Consider the following 20344-nt stretch of genomic DNA (forward strand, 5'->3'; position numbering starts at 1 on the left):
CTCATGCCCTTCGGCCGCTCGGAACCTCATGACGGTAGTCCCGACCCCTTCATTCATGCCCCTCGATCGCTCGGAACCTCATGACGGTAGCCCCGACCCCTTCGCTCATGCCCTTCGGTCGCTCGGAACCTCATGACGGTAGTCCCGACCCCTTCGCTCATGGCCTTCGGCCGCTCGGAACCTCATGACGGTAGCCCCGACCCCTTCGCTCATGCCCTTCGGCCGCTCGGAACCTCATGACGGTAGTCCCGACCCCTTCGCTCAACCTGATTGGTTGCTTGAAAACTCATCCAGGCAGCGCGGATCGCCTACGTATTGCATTGTCTCCTTAGACGATAAGGGTAACGGACCGAAGCGAGCCGTTGCCAATCGCCAAATCGGCGGCGGTCCGCTTCTCGGACTACTCGCGGAGAAACAGCAAAAAGGCCGGGGATCGCCCCCCCGGCCGTCATTATTTCCTGAGAAATAATTAATATTGGATGAGCGAGAAGACGTCCGTTCCGTCCAGCTTCTCGCGTCCGTTCAAGTACGTGAGCTCGATCAGGAACGAAGCCCCTACGACTTCGCCGCCGACCTGGCGGATCAAGTCCATCGTCGTCGCGATCGTACCGCCGGTCGCCAGCAGGTCGTCGGCAATCAGCACGCGCTGACCCGGCGCAATCGCATCCTTGTGGATCGCCAGCTTGTCCTTGCCGTATTCCAGGTCATAGGAGGCCTCGACGGTCTCACCCGGCAGCTTGCCGCTCTTGCGGATCGGCACGAAGCCGACGCCGAGCGCCAGCGCCAGCGGAGCGCCGATGACGAAGCCGCGCGCCTCCGGTCCGGCGATCAGGTCGATCTGCTTGTCTTTGAGCGCGGCCTTCATCTCCTCGATGGCCGCACGGTAGGCTTGGCCGTCGCCCAGCAGCGTCGTGATGTCCTTGAACCGGATGCCTGGCTGAGGGAAGTCCTCGATGACGCGGATATAGTCTTTGTAATTCATGTTCATTGATCTCCTTTTTATTCAACTCAAACTAGGTTCGGCTTGACGCTCCGGATGGAGCTGCGCCAGCCAGGCGCTTATCGCCTCCGGACGGTCCTGCAGAAGCGCGGCCAGCCGGGCCTCTTCGCGCGCCGCCTTCCAGGAGGGCGATTCGGCCAGCTCCCGGCGGCCGGGGGAGGGCTCCAGCGCCAGCGCGCCGCCCTCTTCCCGAAGGAAGCCGAGCTCCATGAAGACGGCCAGCGCAAGCTCCGCCGCAGGAAGCGGGCAGCCCGCTTGCATCGCCAGCTGCCGGGACGCCTCGCTGCGGCTGCCCGGGAGCGGCGCGAGCCGCCGCAGCCGTGCGTAGAGCTGCCCCATCCGCTCCCGTTCGGTCCAGTCTGCGCCCGCAGACGCCTGCCTTGGATAGAGCAGATGGAGGGCAGCGATTCCCGGCGTAAGGCGAAGGCCGGCTTCCAGCTCCGCCCACGAGGACGGCGCCTCCAGCAGCGCCAGCTCGCGGCAGCCGAAGCCTTCCGCCGGCAGCTCGGCCGGGCTGTAGCAGCGGAATCCTCCTGCCTCGCCGGCTCCCGCAGCGGCGGTCTCTTGCCGCGCAGGGCCTTGCAGCCTGGCAGGCGAAGCGACGGCCGCTCCAGCTTTCCCTTCGCGGAGCAAGCGTTCCCTCAGCCGGACGAGGAGCGCCAGCGGATCTCGGGTTCCCCGATGATCGAATACCCGCGGCTGCCGGACCGCCAAGTCCCGAATCATGAGCTGAGGGCGTTTTCGGCCGTTCCACTCGTTGATGCTCAGCTCTCCAACAATGTCGGCCGACGGGCTGCCTGCCAGCAGCTCCGCCAGGCCTCCCAGGCCGAAGCCGATCGCATCCAGCGCGCCGGCTCCCGACGTGCCGAGCGACAGCTTGAGATGGGACTGGTCCTTGCCGATCGTCCGCAGCTCGGCGAGCCTGGATCCCTGCAGCAGCACCTTGGGCAGCGGGTTGCCGCTTCCGAAAGGCTCCAGCAGAGCCAGCTGCTGGATCGTCTGCAGCGACGCTTCCTCAGGCGAGCAGACGAGATCGATCTCGCTTACCGGCACATAGTCGTCCGGCTTCAGCTGCCGCGACGCCTCCAGGCAAAGCCCGCGCTCCAGCTGCGCGAGATGCTCGTGCTTCAGCGTCATGCCGGCGGCTGCCGCATGGCCGCCATAATGCTCCATCAGATGCTTGCTGGCGCTCAGCGCCTCATATAGGTCGAAGCCCGGGATGGACCGGGCCGAGCCCTTGCACAGTCCGGTCTCGGAATCGTGTCCGAGCAGCACCGCCGGGCGGAAATGCCGTTCCAGCAGCTTGGAGGCGACGATGCCGATGACGCCAGGATTCCACCCCTGCCTCGCGAGCACGATGACGCCGGGATGGGGCTCTCCGGCCTCGTCGGCTCGCCGGCAGCGCTCCTGCCAGGCTTCCTCCGCCTCTTGCGCCATCTGCTCGACGATCGCGCGGCGGCGGACGTTCAGCTCGTCCAGCTCCCCGGCGAGGCCGGTTGCCTCGGACAAGTCCTGCGATATGAGCAGCCGCACCGCCGTATCGGCATGCTCCAGCCGGCCGGCCGCATTGATGCGAGGTCCCATCTGAAACCCGATATCGGACGCCGTCACCGATTGGAGCGACGTCCCGCACGCTTCGGCCAGAGCTTGGAAGCCCGGCTTCGGCGCGCGGCGCATCGTTTCCAAGCCGAAGCGAACCAGGATGCGGTTCTCGTCCTCGAGCGGCATCAGGTCCGCGACCGTGCCGAGCGCCGCGATGTCGCTCCACTCCAGCGGCGGACGGCCGAGCAGCGCCTGCGCGAGCTTGAAGGCGACGCCTGCCCCGGCAAGTCCCTTGAACGGGTACGGACAGCCTGGCTGCTTGGGATTGACGATCGCATCCGCCTCCGGCAGCACCTCGGGCGGCTCGTGGTGGTCCGTCACGATGACCGACAGGCCGAGGCTGCGGGCGCGCGCGATCGGCTCGACCGCGCTGATGCCGTTGTCGACCGTGAGGAGGAGCGAGAACCCCTGCTCGGCGGCACGTTCGACGGCCGGCACGTTCAACCCATAGCCTTCCTTCATGCGATGCGGAATATAATAGTCATGTCGGATGCCGAGCTCGCGGAGCAGGTAGAGCATGAGCGACGTCGAAGACACGCCGTCCGCGTCATAGTCGCCGTAGACGAGCACGCGCTCGTCGCGGGCGGCCGCCTCGCGGATCCGCTTCACGGCCGCATCCATGCCGAGCAGCCGGTAAGGATCATACAGCTCTTCCGCGCCGCCTCGCAAAAAACGTTCCGCCTCCTCCGGCGTCTCCTGGCCCCGAAGGACAAGCAGGCGCGCCGCCAGCGGAGACAGACGCAGCCGAGCCGCCAGCTCGGCCGCCTTTTGTTCGCCGGCTGCATCCAATTCGCGGATGCGCCAGCGGGTTTTGGACGGTATCACTCCCGTCACCAGCCTTTCCAGCAAACAAACGCTGCCGCTTAGCGGCAGCGTCGACTCACCTGTTTATTGCAATAAGGTCGGCATATGCTCCTGGTTCGGATCATGGTTCGATTTGTAGGGGTAGCCGGGATTGTACGGCTCGACGCAGATCCGCACCTCGACGATCTGCAGGAAGCGCTTCTGCACGAGCGTCTTCACTCTCCTCGCGATCTCCGAGCCTTCCATGACCGAGATGCGGGGATTGACGCTGATGACGATATCCGCGACCAGCTTGCCCTCGTGATGGAGCGGCTGCGCGGCTTCGACCGTGACGACGCCGTCGATGCGCTGGATCAGCTCCATCAGACTGTTCGCCAAAGCTTCGTCCGCAGGCTGCGGCTCGACCCGCGGCCGTCCGGCCTGCATGATGAGGCCGTAGCCCTTGCAGACAAGGATGACGGCAATGAGCGCCGAAGCGAGCGGGTCCAGATAGAGCAGCCATTCGACGCCGCTCTCTCCTCCCGCCCAAGCCGCTCCCGCTCCGGCCGTCGCGGCGATGGAGGAGAGCCACTCGGTCGCCGGAGCCGTCCCGCGCAGCGCGAGCAGGCGGAGCAGCAGGCACGCCGGAACGACGAAGGCCGCCGGCCACTTCGGATACGTTTCGAGCGGAGCGAGCAGGTCCTGGGCTGCCAGCATCGCCAGCTCCAGCCCGATCAGCATGAGCAGGATCGAGAACAGATAGGCGGGCGCATGCTCGGCTCCGCCGAGCCATCGGCGGGAGCGGGCCGACCGCGCGTGACGCGAAGCCTCGCCGCTCGCCAAGTAGCTGCCGCACGCGTCCGCTGCCGAGCGGAAGGCGTCGGCGAGCACGGCAGAGCTGCCGAGCAGCGCACCCGACGCCCCTTTGGCAAGCGCCAGTCCGAAATGAACGGCAGTGCTCCTTTTGCCGGAGACGGCAAGGGGCTGTAGCTTGATGGCCATCGGAGGCGCCTCCTGACTATGAAGCGGCTTGGTTGCCCGCAGGCGCCTGCTTCGGCTTGGACTTGGACTTCATGAGCAGCCACAGCGGGCTCGCGATGAAGATGGAGGAGTAAGCGCCGCAGAACAGGCCGATCAGGATCGCCAGCGAGAACAGCCGGATCGACTCGCTGCCGAGAACGAACAGCGCGGCGGCTGCGAACAGCACCGTCACGGCCGTATTGATCGAGCGGGTCATCGTCTGCCAGACGCTGTCGTTGACGAGCTTGCGCAGGTCCGCGGGCGACTTGATCTTGGCGAAGCGCAGGTTCTCGCGTATCCGGTCGAAGATGACGATCGTGTCGTTGATGGAATAGCCGATGATCGTCAGGATCGCCACGATGAACGGCAGGTTCACCTCGAGCCGGAACACGGAGAAGATGCTGATGACGAGAAACGCGTCATGCACGAGCGAGACGATGGCCGCGAGGCCGAAGCGCCACTCGAAGCGGATCGCCATATAGATGACGATGCCGATGCTCGCGACGATCATCGCCTTGAGCGCGTTCCACTGCATCTCGCGCGCGATCTCGACGTCGACCGTATTGACCTCGACCGAGGCGGCCGGGTCGAACTTGGCCTTCAGGTCGGTCTTGAGCTTGTTCTCCTGGTCCTGGGAGAGCACCTCGTCGAAGCGGATCGTCATGCGGTCCTGACCGAAGCTCGGCGCATTGTGCTTGCCGTAGCCGCCGTCGGTCAGGAACGTCTCGACCTCGGCGCGCTGGCTTTCGAGGTTTTTGGACGATTGCACGTCGACGCTCGAGCCGGAGCTGAAGTCGACGCCGTAGTTCAGGCCCAGAGACGCGAGCGAGATGATGCCTCCAAGCGTGACGACGATGGCGAAGATATAGAAATACTTGCTGTATTTGACGAAATCGATTCTCGATTCCCTGAAGTTGCGCAGGTCCTTGTTTTTAGAGGGCACGGATTTCACTCTCCTTTACCCCGTAGTAGCCCGGCTTGACGAATAGACCGCTCTTGATCATGAGCCAGAGCAGGTAACGGGATACGACGACGTTGGAAATGAGGCTGATCAGCACGCTGAGCAGCAGCGTGATCGCGAAGCCCTTGACGGAGCCGACGCCGATGAAGAACAGCACGAGCGAGGCGATGATCGTCGTCACGTGGGAGTCGATGATCGTGCGCAGCGACGTCTTGGAGCCCGCGCGGAAGGCGCTGTTCAGGCTCTTGCCGGAACGCAGCTCTTCCTTGATCCGCTCGGCGGTGATGATGTTGGCGTCGACGGCGATGCCGATGCCGAGGATGAACGCCGCGATGCCCGGCAGCGTCAGCGTCGCGTCGAGCGCGATATGCGCCGCGAGCAGCAGCCAGGTGTAGATGATGAGGGACACGCTCGCCGCGAGTCCAGGAACGCGATAGAAGACGAGCATGAAGAGCACGATGAACACCGTGCCGATGAGGCCGGCGAAAATCGTATCGTCGAGCGATTTCTGGCCCAGCGTCGCGCCGACGGACTGGGTATATTTGACCTCGAGCTTCAGCGGAAGCGCGCCGAGGTTGATCGTGTCGCGCAGTTCCATCGCCTCATCCCGAGTGAAGCTGCCGGTAATGGAGGCTTCGCTTTGGTTGATTTCGCCCGAAACGCGCGGCGCAGAAATCTCCCGGTCGTCGAGATAGATGGCGAGCACGTTCTTGCCTTCCGGAAGCTTGGCCACTTCCCGTGTGATTTCGCCGAATTTCGAAGCGTCCTTGAGCTTGATGGAGATGCCGTACTCGTTGAGCGCGCTCTGCTGCAGAGCAGCTCCATTCTCCTTGAAGTCTTGGCCGGTCAGCTCGATCTTGCAGTAGCCCTCGCCGTCCTGGCAGCCGCGCGCGCTGCGGAACGTCAGGTTCGCCGGCTTGACGAGCGTCTCGCGGAGCTCCGCTTCCTTGCTCTCTTCCATGCCGGCGATGCGGATGCGGATCCGGTCCGCGCCTTCGGTCGTGACCTCCGGCTCGGAGACGCCGGTCTGGTTCACCCGTTTCTCAAGGCTTTTGGCCGTTTCGTTCAACGATTCCTTCGTTACCGTGCCGCCTTCGTACAAGGGCGTGGCTTGGTACAGGATTTCGAATCCGCCCTTGAGGTCGAGGCCGAGTCTAGTCTTGTCCAGCAGGGCGGGGCTTGTTGCACCAATGACGCCTAAGCTTACGACGACAATGAGCAGGAATGCCAGCATCCGTTTCATATGCCTGATGTTCCTCCTTAAGTTCTCAATCGTATCTATTATAACGACCGCCAAAATGGGAGTCAAAAAAGAAAACCCCTGCTTCTCAGGGGTTTTGCCAGGCGCTCATCGTCAGATGATGCATCAGCTGCTGCGGCTTGAGCGACAGGATGTCGTTGACGAGCCGATGCAGCGGCGGCTCGCCGCTCTTCGCATATCTCGCGTTCACGCACTCCCATATATCCGGTCCGGACACCGATTCGTACCCGATCCAGCGGAACTCCTCCGCCTTGCTCTCGCACAGGACGAACAGCTCCGCCGCGATCTCGTCCTCCGACGCCTCGCGTGCATGATGCTCCCCGAAGGGAAGAATTTCCGTCATTCGGCCTGCCGCCTCCCTCGCTGCTTCGATCGTCCAGCCGTCTTGATCCCATCGCTACCCCTTCGACACGTGGACCCCATTTCCTGCACGAGGAGCTTTTTTCATTTAAAAAAATGGATGGAGACATGCCCCTGCCCCCTGTCCGCATAGACTGGTCTACGGACGCGCTCTGCACCTCGCCGCTCTCTCCATGGCGGCGGCAGAGCCGATTACGGCCAAGCGGAAAAGAGAGGTTGCCATGACGAAACAAACGTTCATCAAGGGAGCGATGATCCTGCTTGCCGCAGGCGTCGTCAACCGCATCCTCGGCTTCGTGCCCCGGATCGCGCTGCCCCGGGTCATCGGCGCCGAAGGCGTCGGCCTGTACCAGCTCTGCTATCCTTTTCTCGGCGTCCTGCTGACGCTCATTACCGGCGGCATCCCGGTGGCTGTCGCCAAATGGGTCGCCGAAGCCGAATCTCAAGGCAGCGGCGCGAGGGTTCGCCAGATTTTCCGCGCCGCGATGGGACTGACCGTCGCCCTCGCCCTGCTCATGACGAGCGTCATGCTGCTGTCCGCCAAGTGGATCACGACGCAGGTGCTGACCGACCCGCGGGTGTACGAGGCGTTTCTGGTCATGGCGCCGATGCTTCTGCTCATCGGCGTCTCCTCCGTCTATCGCGGGTATTTCCAGGGCAAGCAGAACATGATCCCGACCGCCCAGTCGCAGGTCGTGGAGACGGTGCTGCGGATCGCCGCCCAGCTGACGCTCGCCGCGCTGCTGCTGCCGATGGGCCTGCAGTGGGCGGCGGCCGGCGCGATGATGGGCACCGTGATCGGCGAGGTGGCGGCGCTGCTCGTCATGCTGCATCATGCGCGCAAGGACGCCCGCGACCGGACCGGGCTGAAAGCGCCGGCTGCCGAAGTCGCGGTGCCGCTGGAGCCGCTGCCCCCCGGCAGGGCCCCGGTGCTCCGCAGGCTGCTCCGCCTGTCCGTGCCGATCACCGGCAGCCGGCTCGTCGGATCGCTGTCGTACCTGCTCGAGTCCATCCTGACCGCCCGCAGCCTCGCGGCCGCCGGCATCGCGACGGGAGCCGCTACGGCCCAGTACGGCGCGCTCCAAGGGATGATCATCCCGCTGCTGCTGCTCCCGACCGCGCTCACCTACTCCCTGTCCGTGTCGCTCGTCCCTTCGCTGTCGGCGGCCGCGGCGCGCGGCGACCGCGCGGCCATCCACTTGCGGCTGCATCAGTCGCTGCGGCTCGCTCTCGTCAGCGGCGCCCCCTTCGTCGTCATCATGGGGCTGCTCGCCGAGCCGCTTTGCCGCATTCTGTACGACCATGCCGAGATCGCGCCGCTGCTCGCGCTGCTCGCTCCCGTCGGCATCTTCATCTATCTGCAAGGACCGCTTCAAGCCGCGCTGCAAGCGTTAGACAAGCCAGGCACGGCGCTTCTGAACACGTCGATCGGCGCCGCCGTGAAGCTGTATCTGATCGTCGAGCTGGCCTCCCGTCCGGAGCTCGGCATCTACGGCGCCGTCATCGCCATCTCCGTGAATATCGCGCTCGTCACGCTGCTGCACGGAATCAGCGTGCTGAGGATTTCCGGCTTTCGCATGCAGCTGCCCGACTTCATCAAGGTCGGCGCCGCGATGGTCATCATGGGAGCGGCCTGCCGCTGGATCATGTCCCACCATCCGCTGACGCTCGAATGGCTCGGCCTGGCCCTCGCCTGCGCGGTCAGCGCGCTCCTTTACTTGGCGCTGATGGCCGTCATGGGCATCATCAACCGGCATGACCTCCGCCGCATCCCCGGCATCGGGCGCTGGTTCGGATAAGCCGGACGCGAAAAGGAAAGAGCAGCCGCGGCATGCGGCTGCTCAAGGCTTCTTCTTGATGTCGACGAACAGCTCTCCCTTGTGGTCGACCGAGCAGAAAAAGACCTGCTTGTAATCCGACACGTTGAACTTCCGCAGCTGCTGCTTCAGCCAGAATCGATTCTTCTCCAGCTTTTCCAGGCTTTTGTCAAGCACCTTTCCATCCATGATGAGTGGAATCGGCAGCGTTTCGAATCGATAGCTGACCGGCAGCTTCAACTGCACCGGCTTGTCCCGCACGTCGTCGCCGGCACTCCCCGCTTCGGATCCGCTGCTGCCCTCGCCGGCCGGAGCGTCCCCTTTCCCTCCGCCGCCCGAGCCGTTCCTTTGCTGTTCCTTGGGGATGACCGACAGCTTGCCGCTCGTCTCCAGAATCGCGAACTCGACGTCCGCCACGCGCGCGACCTGGTTCTCCCTCAGCTGCTGCAGCAGGTCGTCCAAATTGTAGCGCTGCTTGCGCATCTCCTCCGGATCGAGCTTGCCGCCGGCGATGATGACGCTCGGCTTGCCGTCGAACAGCAGGCGCAGGCGCCGGTTCTTCATGCTGATGAAGGCGATGCCGACCTGAATCGCCATCAGGATGACCATCGGCACGATGCCGTCCAGCATCGGCCGCTCCGTATCCTCGATGACGAGCACGGCGATCTCGGCGATCATGAACGAGATGACGAGGTCGAAGACGCTCATCTTGCCGATCTCGCGCTTGCCCATCAGCCGCATGATGAGGAACACGACGAAATAAATCAGAATCGTGCGAAGCAGCAACGATCCAAAGTCCATGTCAGGCCCGCCTCCCCTCTCTGGCGCTTGTTCATGGGCTATTGTCGGCTTTTCGCCGTTCCGGCATGCGGCTGCTCCGCCATCGAAATGTTGGCAATTGCCGTTCCTTTCGCCTAGAGGCGCGGACGGCGGCGACTTGTACTAATTCAGCCGGCTTGGCCATATGGTGAAGGGAATCGAACTCTCGGAAGGTGGGGATCCGATATGAATCCAATCAAGACCGTACCTAAAGTAAGGCTCGGCTCGCCGATGATGGCCGGACTTGTCTTCGCCGCATTATGGCTCGCGCTCGGCGCGCTGCTGATGTCGCTGCTCCTGTACGCGGGCGGCCTGCACGAATCGTCGCTGCCCGCCTGGTCGCTCGGGGTCCATGGCGCGGCCGCGCTGTGCGGAGGCTTCACCTCGGGCAAGCGAAGCGGCGCGAAGGGCTGGTATCACGGGGGCTTGCTCGGGCTTGGCTACGGGCTGCTCGTGCTGCTCGTCAGCTTTTTGGCGGCGGATGCCGGCATCGGGGCGCGAACGGGCATCCTCTTCCTGATCGTCGCCCTGGCCGGAGCTTTCGGAGGCATGGTCGGCGTCAATTTGCGCAAATAATCTGGAATCAATTGAGAGCCGTGTAAATAACAAGCCGATATGCTATACTTGCTTACGTTCGTCTGCCAGGCTCCACGGAGGCGGCGTCGCATCAGGTTGACCTTTAGGGGGAAGCATATTGGCTATCTTTCATTCCATGAATCAAGTGACCTTATATACGATCCTGACATCCGCTCTGCTCATCGGGTTCGGGACGGGGCGCAACCCGCTTCGGGCCGCCTGGGTATTCGTCCGCAATCTGGCGACCCGTCCGCGCTACCTGCTGCTGTTCGGCTCGCTGCTCGGCATCCTGTTCCTCAACAAGTTCGAGCTCACGCTCGAAAAGGCGATGAAGCCGCAGCCGGACTTCACGCCGTACATCTTCGCCCTCGAGGGCCGCTTCGTCGAGAACTTCCAGCAGCTGTTCCATGCCGAGTGGCTGACGCCGTTCCTGGCCTTTTTCTACATCGTCGTGTTCCAGAGCGTGCTCGTCGCCTCGCTCGGCATCTACATGTTCCAGGACCGCACGGGCAGACAGTTCACGGCGACCTGTTATGCCGTGATGATCAATTATCTCGTCGCCATTCCGTTCTATCTGTTCCTTCCGGTCAAGGAAGTATGGGCCTTCGACCCGAACGTGCATTTTTACATGCTCGAGTCGTTCCCCACGTTCGAAATGATGTACCGAGGCCTCTCGGGCCTCGACAACTGCTTCCCGAGCCTGCACACGTCCATATCCGTCACGATGGCGCTGCTCGCCGCCCGGTCGGGCAACCGGCGCTGGGCTTGGTTCGCCGGCATCAATGCCGCCATCATTATTTTCACCATTTTCTACATGGGCATCCATTGGCTCACCGACATGCTCGGAGGCTTGGGCCTGGCGGCCTTCTCCGTCGCCCTCGCCTATCGTCTGGCCGACTTGAGCTCGCTTCGCAAGCCGCTGCCGACCGTGCAGGGCTGACGCTTTGCTTTCTCGATCCTGTCTTCAGGACCGCGATGTCCCGCCGCAGCGGGTATATCGCGGTCCTTTTTCGCGCGGCGAATATCTCCGAACGCGCTTTGAGCGTCGTCACCATGGTTCACCCGCGCCCCTGGTTCAAGATCGATCGCTTCCAGCCCGTTATCGCTTGCGAATAAGCCATCCCCTGTCCTATTGGACGGGGTATACTGTAGAAAAGAGGAGGCGAGCCGGATGACGAGACAGCTGGAGCTGTTGCTGCTGCTGCAGGCGGAGGGCAAGAAAAGCGTGCGGGAGCTGGCCCGACAGCTTGAGGTTTCCCCCCGCACCGTGCAGCGCGATCTCGACTCCCTCTCCGCAGCGGGGATACCTGTCGTCGCCGAAAGGGGCGGGGGCGGCGGTTGGAGGCTGATGGAAGGCTACCGGACACGGCTGACCGGAATGACGGATGCGGAGTGGAGAGCGCTGCTGCTCGCTTCGGGCAGTCCCGCCGCAGCCGAGCTGGGCTGGTCGTCGGAGCTGGACAGCGCGCTGCTGAAGCTGCGGGCGGTGCAGCCCCGCGCCTCTCTGCCGCATGCCAACGCGCTTCAGTCGAAGCTGCTGCTCGATGGCGAAGGCTGGAATGCGGCCGAAGCCGCGCAGCCGCATCTCAGCCTGCTCATGGAAGCGGTGCTGCAGGACCGGCGGGTCCGCTTCCGGTACGCCCGCCCCTCATCGAACCCGACATCTGCGGCTGAAGCCGAACCTCCTCCTCTTCGCGAACGGCTGGCCTGTCCGCTCGGCCTCGTGCGCAAAGGAAGCTCCTGGTACCTCGTCGCCGACGAGCTGGAAGAAGCGCGATCGGATTCGCCGCAGCAGACGCCGATCCGCAAGACGTTCCGCGTCTCGCGGGTGCAGGAGGCACAGCTGGACGAGCAGACATTCTCTCGTCCGGAGCCGTTCGACCTCCCGTCCTGGTGGGCATCATCGGTAGCGGATTTTCAAGCGGCGCTGCCGAAGCCGATGACGGCCGTCCTGCTCCTGCCATCGGATTCGCTGGCCCGCTTGAAACGCATGCGCTATGTCTCCGTCGAAAATAGCTCTATCCGTCTGTGGAGAGGCGAGCGGCCGGATTGCTCCGAAAGGCCTGACGAGGACGCGGAAGAGGGCGTCTGGCTGCAAGCCGAGGTCCGGTTCGATACGATGGATTATGCGGCGAGCGTCCTGCTGTCCTTGGCTCCGGAGGCAGTGGCGCTGCAGCCTCTGGAGCTGCGCCGCGAGATTCGGGAGCGCGCCCTTCGCCTCGCCCGCATGCACGAATAAAACGAAAAAAGGACCAAGCTGATCGATCAGCTTGGTCCTTTTTTTTGTCCAGCCGTGCGCCGGCCTGTCGAGACGGCTGCGCGCGGCAGCTTCGAGGAGCTTACAGCGTGCCTTCCGGCTCCACCTTGTCGCTCTTCTCTTCCTTGGCGGCCGCTCTGCTCTCTGCCGGAGCCGGAGCGCTGCTCAGCACCGTATTGATGGCGCTGCGCTCGAAGGTAATGCGGGCCGTATCGTTGACGCGAAGCACGACCGTGTCGTCGGTCAGCTCCACGATCGTGCCGTGCATGCCGCCGATCGTCGAGATCTTGTCGCCTTTCTTCAGCGCGCCGAGCAGCGCGTTGCGGGCTTTCTGCTTCTTTTGCTGCGGACGGATCAGCAGGAAGTAGAACACCACGAACATGAGGATGAAGGGAAGCAGCATTCCCCAGATGCCGCCGCCGCTGGCAGGTTGAGATGCGAGATACATGGAAAGGACCCCTTTCGGATGCGTGTCGATTCTTTCGGCCTCGCGGCCGGTCTTTAAAAGCCTTTTTCGTTGTCGTGCAGGCCGTACATCGTGAAGAACTCGTTGCGGAAGTCGAGCAGCCGATCCTCCTGGATCGCCTGGCGCACCCCGCGCATCATCTCCAGCAGGAAATGCAGGTTGTGGTACGTCGTCAAGCGGATGCCGAACGTCTCGTCCGCCTTGATGAGATGGCGGAGATAGGCGCGAGAGTAGTTGCGGCACGTATAGCAGGAGCAGTTCGGATCCAGCGGACCGAAGTCCTCCGTATGCTTGGCGTTGCGCAGGTTGACGCGGCCCTCGCTCGTCATCGTCGTGCCGTTGCGCGCGATGCGCGTCGGCAGGACGCAGTCGAACATGTCGATGCCGCGGATGGCGCCGTCGAGCAGCGCGTCCGGGGAGCCGACGCCCATCAGGTAGCGGGGCTTGTTCGACGGGAGCAACGGCACGGTCTCCTCCAGCACCTCGTACATGAGATGCTTCGGCTCGCCGACGCTCAGACCTCCAATAGCATACCCCGGAAAATCAAGGGAAGTCAAATCCGCCGCGCTCTGGCGGCGCAGGTCGGCGTGCATGCCGCCTTGCACGATCGCGAACAGGCCCTGGTCGCCCGGACGGGCGTGCGCCTTGAGGCAGCGCTCGGCCCAGCGCGTCGTCCGCTCGAGCGACTGCTTGATGTACTCGTACTCCGCCGGATAAGGCGGGCACTCGTCGAACGCCATCATGATGTCCGAGCCGAGCGCGTTCTGGATTTCCATCGCCTTTTCCGGGGAGAGGAACAGCTTGTCTCCGTTCAGATGGGAGCGGAAGTCCACGCCCTCCTCGCGGATCTTGCGCATGTTGCTGAGCGAGAACACCTGGAAGCCCCCGCTGTCAGTAAGGATCGGGCGGTCCCAGTTCATGAAGCGGTGCAGGCCGCCCGCCTTGGCGATGAGCTCATGGCCGGGACGCAGCCAGAGATGGTACGTATTGCTGAGGATGATGTGGGCGTCCATCTGCTTGAGCTCTTCCGGGCTCATCGTCTTGACGGTCGCCTGGGTGCCGACGGGCATGAAGGCCGGCGTCTCGATGACGCCGTGCGGCGTGTGGACGCGGCCGAGCCGCGCTCCGGTCTGCTTGCAGGTCTTGATCAGTTCGTAAGTTACAGCCACGGTTCACTCTTCCATTCCTAATAGATAAACATCGCATCGCCGAAGCTGAAGAACCGGTATTGCTCCCGGACGGCAGCCTCATAGGCGGCGAGCACGTTCTCGCGGCCGGCCAGCGCGCTGACCAGCATGACAAGGGTCGACTTGGGCAGATGAAAATTCGTCAGCAGGGCATCCACGGCCTTGAACGCATAGCCGGGATAAATAAAGATGTCGGTCCAGCCGCTGCAAGCCTGCAGTCCGTCCGGAAACCGCTGGGCCGCCGTCTCAAGCGTGCGCGCGGAAGTCGTGCCGACGGCGACGATGCGGCCGCCGCGCTCGCGCGTGCGGCGCAGCCGGGCCGCCGTCTCCTCGCTCAGCTCGTAATACTCGGAGTGCATCACATGCTCCTCGATCGTATCCGCCGAGATCGGGCGGAACGTGCCGAGGCCGACATGCAGCGTCAGCGGCGCGACCTCGACGCCCGACTGCTGCAGCTCCTCCAGGAAGTCCTGGCTGAAATGAAGCCCTGCCGTCGGCGCGGCAGCCGATCCCGCCTGGCGGGAATAGACCGTCTGGTAGCGTTCGCGATCGTCAAGGCGCTCCTTGATATAAGGCGGCAGCGGCATCTCGCCGAGGCGATCCAGCAGCTCGGGGAAGATGCCTTCGTAGAGGAAGCGGACCGTACGTCCGCCCATCTCCCCTTCCTCCTCGACGACGGCTCGCAGCAGCGGTTGTCCGTCCGCTCCTTCTCCGAACGCAATGACGGCTCCGGTCCGCAGCTTCTTGCCGGGCTTGGCCAGCGTCTCCCACGTGTCGCCGTGAAGCGGCTTCAGCAGCAGCAGCTCGGCCTTGGCGCCCGTATCTTCCTTGATGCCGAGCAGACGGGCCGGGATGACCCGCGTGTCATTGACGACAAGCGTATCGCCCGGTCGGAGATAGTCCTTGAGGTCGCGGAATGAATGATGGCCGAGCTCGCCCGTCTGCTTGTCGAGCGTCAGCAAGCGGGAGGCGGTCCGCTCCGCGAGCGGCGTCTGCGCGATCAAATGCTCCGGCAGATGAAAATCGTAGTCTTCTACATTCATGAAATCAGTATCCGTCCTTAACGAGTTCAATCTCTTTATAGTAGTATTTCAGAATCGCGTCGTACGCATACCCCTGCTCGGCAAGGCCTTTGGCCCCGTATTGCGACAGCCCGAGGCCGTGCCCGTAGCCGGTGCCGCGGATATACCACGATGCTCCGGAAGCGACGGGGCGAATCGCCCCGCCTGCGCCGGCGACGTTCAGCGAGGCTCCTCCCGAGGAAGAAGCCTTGGCTCCGCCTGCGCCGAGCACCTGCACGGCCGCGCCGGCTTCCTTGGCGCCGATCTGGCCGCCGCCGCCGAGCAGCGACAGCGACGCCGGCTCGATCCAAAAGCGCGTGCTCGGCAAGCCGCCGAGCGCCCCGCGCAGGCTGTCCGGCGACTTGACGCCGAGCTCCTTGCCGTTGACGAGCAGCTTGGTCACCCTTCCCGAAGGGCCGCGCTGACCGACCTCCAAGGACGTAATCGGCCCCGAGACCGCCGAGGCCGTCTTGCCCTTCATCGCGTCCAGCAGCTGCTGGCTCGTGAACGGTCCCCGAATCCAGTTCATCTCGTTGGACTGGGGCACTGTCTCCAGCACGGTCACCTTGGCGCCGGCGCCGAGCTTCTCCACTGCGGCGACGCCGGTCTGGACGAGCGGAATCGGCCGCACGTTCGTATCGGCCGCCTTGGCGGTGGCGGTCTGCGCGCCAGAGCCGCCGGCGCCGGACAGCGTCACGGTGTCCGAGCGGACGAAGCCGCTCTTGCCTGACGGCGTCAGCACCCGATGCCAAGCGAGCAGGCCTTTTTCGGACGAGCCGTCGGGACTTGCCACGCTGCCCAGATAGGGAACCGGATTGCCCCACACCTCGGCGGGATCGGCCGTCTGGCCGCCCGAGCTGGAGGAGAATACGGCCTCGATCGGCTTTCCGGCCGACTTGAGCACGACGCCAGCCGTCGCATCGACCGCCTGGATCGTCGTCGGCTTTTCGGAGGACGTGCCGTTGTACGCCTGGCTGAGCGTCGTGTCGACGACCTCGGCGATGCCGAAGCCGCTGCCTTGGGCGAGGGCATAGGAGCGGGCGGCGACGGCCTGCGCCTTGAGCGCCTCCGCATGCCAGGAGCCCGGCATCTCGCCGCCGACGACCGAATACAGATACTCTTCGAAACCGAGCTCGTTGATGACGGCGAGCGCGCCGTTGTAGCTGCCGACTTCCACCTGGCCTCTGTACGTACGTCCGTACCGCTCGGCAAGTTTCACCGGCTCGGCTCCCGCCGGACGGACGACGGCGAAGGAGCCGGACGGAGCTTGGTACAGCGGCGTCGGCGAGCTCTCCTTTTGGCTGATCGACAGCTCCTGCCGCTTCATCAGATAGGCGCCTGGGGAAGCCGGCGCGAGACCGGCCGCTTCCGCGACACCGGCCAGCTTGAGCCGGACCGCGTCGAGGCCGGCCGCATCCGCCGCCGCTCCGACCAGCACGGAATAGGCGGTCCCGCCGCCGCCCGGCCGGAGCGCCACGAACGTCTCGACCCCGGCCGCGCCGAAGACGCCGGCGGCGGCGAGCGCCTCTGCCTCGGTCGCGAAGGCGGCCGTCTCCAGATGGAGCGGACCGCGCACCGTGCCGGCTCCCCCGCCGAATGCCTTGACGGTCGCGTTTTGCGTCCATTTGGCGAGCGCCGTCGAGGCCGCGGAGGCGGTCGCATACGCCCCCTCCGTCACCTCGTATGCGCCAGCGCCTGCGCGGGACGTCTTTTCCAGCACGGGATTGCCGCCGGCCGCCTTGACGGCCTTGGTCACGGCAAGCGCCGCGGCGAAGTCGGCGCTCTGCCCCAGCAGCGCCGAATAGCCTTCGGCCATCGCCCTCAGCTCGGCGCCGGCCGGCACGGCATCCAAAAGCCCCGTCTCGCCGTTCTTCTTGACCGCGACACGAAGTCCGCCGGCCGAGCTCAGCGTAGCCGCCGGGGTGGACAGCGTGTATTTGTTCGGAACCGTGATGAAGATGCCGACCCGGATGGCGCGCCCGGCCTCTCCGTCCGCCATGGCGGCGGAAGGAAGGCACAGGCTCGCCGCCAGCGCGGCCGGACCGAGCCAGGCCGCCGCTCTATATGCATTCGATCTCTTCATTTCGTCTCCTTTCGATGTTCGGCTCCTGCGCATTGCCTCCCCTATTCCGGCACCGGCAAGCCGAGGTGACGGTAGGCGAGCGGCGTCGCCACGCGTCCGCGCGGCGTGCGCTGCAGAAAGCCGATCTGCATGAGATAAGGCTCGTAAACGTCTTCGATCGTCTGGCTTTCCTCGCCGATCGTCGCCGCCAGCGTGTCGAGCCCGACAGGACCGCCGCGATAATGCGAGATCATCGCCTGCAGCAGCTTGTGGTCGATGCGGTCGAGGCCGAGCGGATCGACGGCGATGAGCGACAAGGCGAGCTCCGCGAGCTCGCTCGTAATGATGCCGTCCCCGCGCACCTGCGCGAAGTCGCGCACCCGCTTGAGCAAGCGGTTGGCGATGCGCGGAGTGCCGCGCGAGCGCAACGCGATCTCATGCGCCGCTTCCCCGACCATCCGCACGTCCAGAATCTCGGCCGAGCGCGAGATGATGAACGCCAGCTCGTCCGTGCCGTAGTACTCCAGCCGGCTGACGACGCCGAAGCGGTCGCGCAGCGGCGCGCTGAGCAGGCCGGCGCGCGTCGTCGCGCCGATCAGCGTGAACGGCGGCAGGTCGAGCCGGACGGAGCGCGCGCTTGGACCTTTGCCTATCATGATGTCGAGGCAGAAATCCTCCATCGCCGGGTAGAGCACCTCCTCGACCGCGCGGTTCAGCCGGTGGATCTCGTCGATGAACAGCACGTCGTGCTCCTGCAGGTTCGTCAGCAGCGCGGCGAGATCGCCGGGCCGCTCGATCGCGGGTCCCGACGTCGTGCGCAGGCTGACGCCGAGCTCGTTGGCGATGATGTTCGACAGCGTCGTCTTGCCGAGCCCCGGCGGGCCGTAGAGCAGCACGTGGTCGAGCGCCTCCTTGCGCAGCTTGGCCGCCTCGATGAATACCTTGAGGTTGTCCTTGACCTGCGACTGGCCGATATATTCGTTCAGATAGCGGGGACGCAGGCTGTACTCCACCGCCTGGTCCTCCATCATCAGATTGGCGGAAATGATGCGATCATCCTCCATCTGCTCCCCTCCTCCTGCGCGCTCAGCCTTTGAACAGCTGCTGGAGCGCGCGCTTCATGAGCGCATCGACGGTCTCGCCGGGCAGCTCGGCGCCGCCCATGCCGGCCCAGGCCCGATCGAGCTCCGCCGCCGTGTAGCCGAGCGCGGCGAGCGCCTCGCGCGCCTCCGTCCATGCCGAGCCGGCGGCGTCCGCGACCGTCCCGCCTCCGGAGGCTTCCGCCTCCCACTGCAGCTCGACCGTCTGCACGGCGAGCTGAAGCTTGTCCTTGAGGTCAAGGATCATGCGCTGCGCCGTTTTCTTGCCGATGCCCGGCAGCCGAGTCAGGAAGCTCAGGTCCTCGCGATGGATCGCGGCGACGACCGCCTCCGGCCTTCCCCCGGCAAGGATGCCGACCGCGACGCGCGGACCGATGCCCGACACCTCCAGCAGCTGGCGGAACAAGGCCTGCTCCTCGCGCGTCTGGAAGCCGAACAGCTGGGCGGCGTCCTCGCGGACATGATGATGGCAATACACGGTCACCGCCTCCTCGCTCCGCGCGAAGGCGTACGGGTTGGGCGTAAACACGCGGTACCCGATGTCGCGAACGTCGATGACGACGGAGTCGGCATCAATCTGGGCGACGCGGCCCTTCACATAATCGATCATCTTCGGCGCACCTCGTTCAATTTGGTCTGGAGGACGGAAAAATGCGCATGGCAGATCGCTACCGCGAGCGCGTCCGCCACGTCGTCCGGCTTAGGGACCTTGGCGAGGCGCAGGAACATGCGGACCATCTCCTGCACCTGGCGCTTCTCCGCCTTGCCGTAGCCGACGACGGCCTGCTTGACCTGCATCGGCGTGTACTCGCTGATCGGCAGGCCGCGCTGAGCCGCCGCGAGCAGGATGACGCCCCTGGCCTCGCCGACGGTGAACGCCGTCGTGACGTTGCGGTTGAAGAACAGCTTCTCCACCGCGACGCAGTCGGGCTTGTATGTATCCATGAGCGACGAGGCGGACTCGTACACCTGCTTGAGCCGCAGCTCATGAGGCGTGCCGGCCACCGTCTCGATCGAGCCGTACTGCACCGGCGCCAGCTTGCTTCCGTCCTTGTCGATGAAGCCGAACCCGGCGATGGCGATGCCCGGGTCAATCCCTAAAATGCGCACCCGCGCCACTCCCTGCCGTCATTTATGAAAAACGAAAAAACCCCGATGCCCGGGGTACAGACTCTATCAGTATAGCAAAATAACTCTCTCAGGAGAACAAGCGTTTCGCAAGGCGTCCGCTCCGCCGCGTCAAAAAGCCCCCGGCTCCATAGGGAGCGCAGGGGCAGGGACATCGGCCGGGCGGATACGGGCCGGGCTTGTCGTTCAATACGTGTGCTTCATGGCGCCTCGGCTCGCGTCGACGGCGAAGTCGCCGTAGCTCGAGATGACGCTGTTGTATTCATCCTTGTCCTGCACCCGGATGCCGCCGAACAGGCGGTCGAGCTCCTCCTTCGGCAGCGAGCTTTCCATATGCTGCAGGTCAAGCTGGTAGAAGGTCTTGATGACCTTCTCCTCCTTCGGCGGTCCCTCGAAAAGGGTGAGGCTGCCCCCGGCGTCCACGCCGAATGTCGCGCTTTGGCGGCAGGAGGCGGACAAATCGTCCACCGTCTCCGTCAGCAGCACCTCGCCGCCTTCGACCGTAGCGGTCAGCCGGGGCTGCTCCAGCAGCAGCCGATGCACCTCTTCCGCCTCCAGGCGGCCGAGCGGCTGCGTTTCGACGCCGCACAGATACACCTTGCGCAGGACGACGGGGGCCGCCTCCCGATCCCGCAGGAAGGCGGCCGCCCCGTCGTCGGACTCCTTCGCGCGGGCGCCGTGCTCCGCCGGCGCGGACGCAGCGGCAGGGACCGAGGCGACAGGAGACGCGGCGGCAAGCTCAGGCGGATAGCCGGCGAGCAGCAGCGCCGCGCCTGCCGCGATGCAGGCGAGGCGCAGCGGCAGGCGGCGCTGCAGCTTCCATTTGCGTTTCGTCCACAGGCGGAACAGCTTGAGCATGACATCCTTCACCCTTTCCGGCGCTT

Annotated in this window: 19 protein-coding genes; 4 read left to right on the forward strand and 15 right to left on the reverse strand. The window is 64.6% G+C overall.

The features are described from left to right. Positions 1 to 469: 469 nt before the first annotated feature. The 6 genes from HGI30_RS15655 to HGI30_RS15680 form a co-directional block, all read right to left on the reverse strand. Positions 470 to 982, reverse strand: a complete 513-nt coding sequence (locus tag HGI30_RS15655; protein ID WP_168908408.1) for an adenine phosphoribosyltransferase — start codon at positions 980 to 982, stop codon at positions 470 to 472. Positions 983 to 1003: 21 nt separating this feature from the next. After that, entirely contained in the window at positions 1004 to 3427 is a 2424-nt protein-coding gene (recJ, locus tag HGI30_RS15660) for a single-stranded-DNA-specific exonuclease RecJ (RefSeq protein ID WP_168908409.1), read from the reverse strand. A gap of 63 nt (positions 3428 to 3490) precedes the next feature. Beyond that, complete coding sequence (locus HGI30_RS15665; protein WP_168908410.1) at positions 3491 to 4387, reverse strand: cation efflux transmembrane domain-containing protein; 897 nt, start codon at positions 4385 to 4387, stop codon at positions 3491 to 3493. Positions 4388 to 4403: 16 nt separating this feature from the next. Then, on the reverse strand, positions 4404 to 5348 hold the full coding sequence (gene secF / locus HGI30_RS15670; protein ID WP_168908411.1) for a protein translocase subunit SecF: 945 nt from the start codon (positions 5346 to 5348) through the stop codon (positions 4404 to 4406). Then, positions 5338 to 6609, reverse strand: a complete 1272-nt coding sequence (secD, locus tag HGI30_RS15675) for a protein translocase subunit SecD (protein ID WP_168908412.1) — start codon at positions 6607 to 6609, stop codon at positions 5338 to 5340. Before secD ends, secF begins: the two co-directional genes overlap by 11 nt. A gap of 85 nt (positions 6610 to 6694) precedes the next feature. Further along, positions 6695 to 6970 (reverse strand): post-transcriptional regulator, encoded by a 276-nt coding sequence (locus HGI30_RS15680; RefSeq protein ID WP_168908413.1) that lies wholly within the window; start codon positions 6968 to 6970, stop codon positions 6695 to 6697. A 238-nt stretch (positions 6971 to 7208) separates the two neighbouring features. Here HGI30_RS15680 and spoVB point away from each other — a divergent pair, with 238 nt between their 5' ends. Continuing rightward, the gene (gene spoVB, locus HGI30_RS15685; protein ID WP_168908414.1) at positions 7209 to 8786 is read left to right on the forward strand and encodes a stage V sporulation protein B; all 1578 of its coding nucleotides are present in this window, start codon (positions 7209 to 7211) and stop codon (positions 8784 to 8786) included. A gap of 42 nt (positions 8787 to 8828) precedes the next feature. Here spoVB and HGI30_RS15690 read toward each other — a convergent pair whose 3' ends face one another. Next, positions 8829 to 9605 (reverse strand): DUF421 domain-containing protein, encoded by a 777-nt coding sequence (locus HGI30_RS15690; RefSeq protein ID WP_168908415.1) that lies wholly within the window; start codon positions 9603 to 9605, stop codon positions 8829 to 8831. A gap of 204 nt (positions 9606 to 9809) precedes the next feature. On the opposite strand from HGI30_RS15690, the gene HGI30_RS15695 reads away from it, so the two are divergent. From HGI30_RS15695 to HGI30_RS15705, 3 genes are all read left to right on the forward strand, one after another. Beyond that, entirely contained in the window at positions 9810 to 10199 is a 390-nt protein-coding gene (locus tag HGI30_RS15695) for a TIGR04086 family membrane protein (RefSeq protein WP_168908416.1), read from the forward strand. A 118-nt stretch (positions 10200 to 10317) separates the two neighbouring features. Next, entirely contained in the window at positions 10318 to 11139 is an 822-nt protein-coding gene (locus HGI30_RS15700; protein ID WP_235680153.1) for a phosphatase PAP2 family protein, read from the forward strand. 231 nt (positions 11140 to 11370) lie between these two features. Then, positions 11371 to 12438 (forward strand): helix-turn-helix transcriptional regulator, encoded by a 1068-nt coding sequence (locus HGI30_RS15705; protein WP_168908417.1) that lies wholly within the window; start codon positions 11371 to 11373, stop codon positions 12436 to 12438. Between the two features lie 100 nt (positions 12439 to 12538). Here the strand turns inward: HGI30_RS15705 and yajC are convergent, their stop codons facing one another. The 8 genes from yajC to HGI30_RS15745 form a co-directional block, all read right to left on the reverse strand. After that, positions 12539 to 12904: a preprotein translocase subunit YajC gene (yajC, locus tag HGI30_RS15710; protein ID WP_168908418.1), complete on the reverse strand. Its 366-nt coding sequence runs from the start codon at positions 12902 to 12904 to the stop codon at positions 12539 to 12541. 53 nt (positions 12905 to 12957) lie between these two features. Then, on the reverse strand, positions 12958 to 14091 hold the full coding sequence (gene tgt, locus HGI30_RS15715; protein ID WP_168908419.1) for a tRNA guanosine(34) transglycosylase Tgt: 1134 nt from the start codon (positions 14089 to 14091) through the stop codon (positions 12958 to 12960). Positions 14092 to 14108: 17 nt separating this feature from the next. Beyond that, complete coding sequence (queA, locus tag HGI30_RS15720) at positions 14109 to 15152, reverse strand: tRNA preQ1(34) S-adenosylmethionine ribosyltransferase-isomerase QueA (protein WP_168908420.1); 1044 nt, start codon at positions 15150 to 15152, stop codon at positions 14109 to 14111. A 4-nt stretch (positions 15153 to 15156) separates the two neighbouring features. Further along, on the reverse strand, positions 15157 to 17253 hold the full coding sequence (locus HGI30_RS15725) for a SpoIID/LytB domain-containing protein (protein WP_168908421.1): 2097 nt from the start codon (positions 17251 to 17253) through the stop codon (positions 15157 to 15159). A gap of 41 nt (positions 17254 to 17294) precedes the next feature. Beyond that, positions 17295 to 18296 carry a Holliday junction branch migration DNA helicase RuvB gene (gene ruvB, locus HGI30_RS15730; RefSeq protein WP_168908422.1) on the reverse strand — a complete coding sequence of 334 codons (1002 nt, stop codon included), beginning with the start codon at positions 18294 to 18296 and terminating at the stop codon, positions 17295 to 17297. A 22-nt stretch (positions 18297 to 18318) separates the two neighbouring features. Next, positions 18319 to 18942 carry a Holliday junction branch migration protein RuvA gene (gene ruvA, locus HGI30_RS15735; protein ID WP_168908423.1) on the reverse strand — a complete coding sequence of 208 codons (624 nt, stop codon included), beginning with the start codon at positions 18940 to 18942 and terminating at the stop codon, positions 18319 to 18321. After that, positions 18939 to 19442 carry a crossover junction endodeoxyribonuclease RuvC gene (ruvC, locus tag HGI30_RS15740; RefSeq protein ID WP_168908424.1) on the reverse strand — a complete coding sequence of 168 codons (504 nt, stop codon included), beginning with the start codon at positions 19440 to 19442 and terminating at the stop codon, positions 18939 to 18941. The genes ruvA and ruvC overlap by 4 nt, the downstream gene beginning before the upstream one ends. A gap of 204 nt (positions 19443 to 19646) precedes the next feature. Next, positions 19647 to 20318, reverse strand: coding sequence for a BofC C-terminal domain-containing protein (locus HGI30_RS15745; RefSeq protein ID WP_168908425.1), 672 nt, complete (start codon positions 20316 to 20318; stop codon positions 19647 to 19649). Positions 20319 to 20344: the final 26 nt, after the last annotated feature.

This window comes from Paenibacillus albicereus (genome assembly GCF_012676905.1).
GTDB lineage: Bacteria > Bacillota > Bacilli > Paenibacillales > Paenibacillaceae > Paenibacillus_O > Paenibacillus_O albicereus.